This window comes from Mesorhizobium sp. M7A.F.Ca.MR.362.00.0.0, from assembly GCF_004023175.1.
GTDB lineage: Bacteria > Pseudomonadota > Alphaproteobacteria > Rhizobiales > Rhizobiaceae > Mesorhizobium.
On the sequence record NZ_RZTF01000566.1, the window covers coordinates 1 to 3,017 of the forward strand.

General features: G+C 65.6%; 2 protein-coding genes. One reads left to right on the forward strand and one right to left on the reverse strand.

The features are described 5' to 3' along the window. On the reverse strand, positions 1–925 hold a 925-nt coding region (locus EOC06_RS35215; protein ID WP_164898930.1), incomplete at its 3' end, for an esterase-like activity of phytase family protein. A gap of 244 nt (positions 926–1,169) precedes the next feature. On the opposite strand from EOC06_RS35215, the gene EOC06_RS35220 reads away from it, so the two are divergent. Further along, positions 1,170–3,017, forward strand: a 1,848-nt coding sequence (locus tag EOC06_RS35220) for an FAD-dependent oxidoreductase (RefSeq protein ID WP_164898931.1), incomplete at its 3' end; no start/stop codon positions are given.

Consider the following 3,017-nt stretch of genomic DNA (forward strand, 5'->3'; position numbering starts at 1 on the left):
CGACATATTCGTGCGCCAATTTGAGGTGGGCGAGGTCGGACGCGTCATAGACCAGCGCCCTGGTGTTCTGGCGGGTCGAGCCGGAATCGCCGCCGTCCTGCCTGGCCGCCGACTGCAGCACGGCGATCAGGAACTTGCCGTCGGGCGTCATCGCCATGCCTTCGAGGCCTTGATTGTTCTGGCGGCCGGTGTCGGGATCCTTCGGATCGGGCTCGGCGGCACCGGGTCCCGGATTGTCCGAGGCGAAGTTCGGCGTGCCGTGGCGCATCGGCACCAGCGCAGCCGGTGGCTGGGTTGCCGACAGCAGATGCCCGTCGGCGGAAAACCGATAGATGTTCGGGCCGTATTCGTCGGAGATGAACATCGAACCATCGGGCAGCCGCACGATCGCCTCGTTGTCGAGCGCCAGCTTGCCATTGTCGGCTTGCGGCAGGATCGGCATGTCGCCGCTTGCCGCGCGCACGCCGTTGAGCGGATCGAGGCCTGTGGCATCAGCCCCCTTGTCGTCGGTGAGAAGCATGGTGTCGGCGAGCGTTGCCTTGACGCCGGTCTGCTGCTGGCCGGCAGCAGGTGCCGCACCTGGTGCCACCGGGGTAAACTCGATGGCGACGGTGTTGAGGCGCGGCCGGTAGTCGGTGGTGCCGACGACATTGTAGCCGCGATCCGGCAGCAGCCAGAGCGAACCTTTGTAGCCGGCGGCCTCATGCGTCCAGCCTGATGTGTCGATCGACATGCCCGAGCCCGAACCAAACGTCTCGCCGAACTTGTCGCGCTGAGCGGCCGGGATGCGGCCGACGCCGACCAGCCCTTTGTTGACAAAGCTCGTGCCGCCGACGGTCGCGGTGCTGTCGGCGAGCGCCGGCGTCAAGGCGGTGAACAAGGCCAGCGCGACGCCGAGCGACGCGGTTCGATATAGGTGTTTCATGGATAATCCTCTTTGTGACGGATGTGCCGGAGCGGCCGCGGGACGAAAAACTGAAAGAGGTGCGACATCGATGATGCCGCGCAAGCCTCCCCGAAACGCGGTCTACGGCGCGAACATGATGCTTGCGTGACAGCGCGCAGTGCATGCCGGCGGTCGACGAAAAACGATGCGCGCGGGCGGCACTAGACACTTATGTCCAGTGCATATATGCTCCAGCCTTCGGACTAACCGTGGAGGGGAAGCCTTGAAGTCGCACTACCGCGCAGTCGTCATCGGGGGTGGCGTGGTCGGGGCCTCCGTCCTTTATCATCTGACGCGATTTGGCTGGAGCGATGTGGCGCTGATCGAGCGCGCCGAACTGACGGCCGGTTCGACCTGGCACGCGGCGGCAGGCTTCCATGCGCTCAACGCCGACCCCAACGTGGCGGCGCTGCAGGACTACACCATCAATCTCTACCGCGAGATCGAGGCCGAATCCGGCTGGGATATCGGCCTGCACATGACCGGCGGCGTCAACATCGCCAGCGATCCCGCGCGCTGGGAGTGGCTGAAATCGGCCTGGGCGGTGTTCCAGTCGGTTGGCATCGAGACCGCGCGCCTTGTCACGCCCGACGAGATCAAGGCGATCTGCCCGATCGTCGACGTCACCGGCGTGCTTGGCGGCCTGCATGATTCCAACGAAGGCCATCTCGACCCGTACGGCACGACGCACGCCTATGCCGGCGCTGCAAAAAAGCGCGGCGCCGACATCATCCTGCGCAACCGGGTGGTCGAGTTGAAGCCGCGCGCCGACGGTCGCTGGGATGTCGTCACGGAGCAGGGCACCATCATCGCCGAGCATGTCGTCAATGCCGGCGGGCTGTGGGCAAAGCAGCTCGGCCGCATGGCCGGCATCGACCTGCCGGTGACGCCGATGGAGCACCATTATTTCATCACCGAAGACATTCCCGAGATCGCAGCACTTGACCGGGAAATCGGCATCGCGGTCGATCTCGACGGCTTCTCCTACCTGCGGCAGGAGCGCAAGGGCGTGCTGCTTGGCGTCTATGAGCAGAACCCGAAGCACTGGAACATGGATGGCGCGCCGTGGGACTACGGCATCGAGCTGATCCCGGAAGACATCGGTCGCATCAGCCCCGAACTCGCCAAGGCGCATGAGCGCTTTCCTTGCCTGGCGACGGCCGGCATCCGCAAATGGATCAACGGCGCCTTCACCTTCACGCCGGACGGCAATCCGATTGTCGGGCCGGTGCGCGGGCTGAGGAACTACTGGGTTGCCTGCGGCGTCATGGCCGGCTTCAGCCAGGGCGGCGGCGTCGGCAAGTCGCTGGCCGAGTGGATGATTTTCGGCGAACCGCAGGCCGACATCTTCGGCATGGACATCGCTCGCTACGGCGCCTTCGCCGCCAACCGGGAATATCTCAGGCAGACGACGCGCCAGTTCTATTCGCGCCGCTTCGTCATGACCTTTCCCAATGAACGGCTGCCCGCCGGCCGGCCGCTGAAACGCCCCGGCGCCTATGACGGCATGACGGCCGCGGGATGCGAATGGACGGCTTCCTGGGGACTGGAAATCCCGGCCTATTTCGCGCCGATGGAATTTGCCGAGAACACGACGCTGCGGCGCTCCAACGCCTTCGACATCGTCGGCGACGAGGCGCTGCAGGTGCGGCGCGCCGCCGGTCTCGTCGATATCTCGGCCTATTCGCGCTATGCGGTGGCGGGGCCAGGTGCGGAAGCCTGGCTCGACCGGCTGCTCGCCTGCAGGCTGCCGAAGCCGGGGCGGGCCGGCCTGGCGCCGATGCTCGGTCGTGACGGACGGCTGAAGGGCGACCTCACCGTCTTCAACTGGGGCGGCGGCAGCTATTGGCTGATGGGCTCCTACTATCTCCGGGAATTCCACATGCGCTGGTTCGAGAGCCATGCGGCTGAAGGCGTCACCGTCGACGACCTCTCCGACACGATGAGCGGCTTCCTGCTGACGGGGCCGAATGCGCGCAAAATACTGGAGCGAACGACGCATCAGGATGTGTCCGGCGCAGCGCTGCCGTTCATGGCCTGCGGCACATTCGACATCGGCATGGTGCAGGCC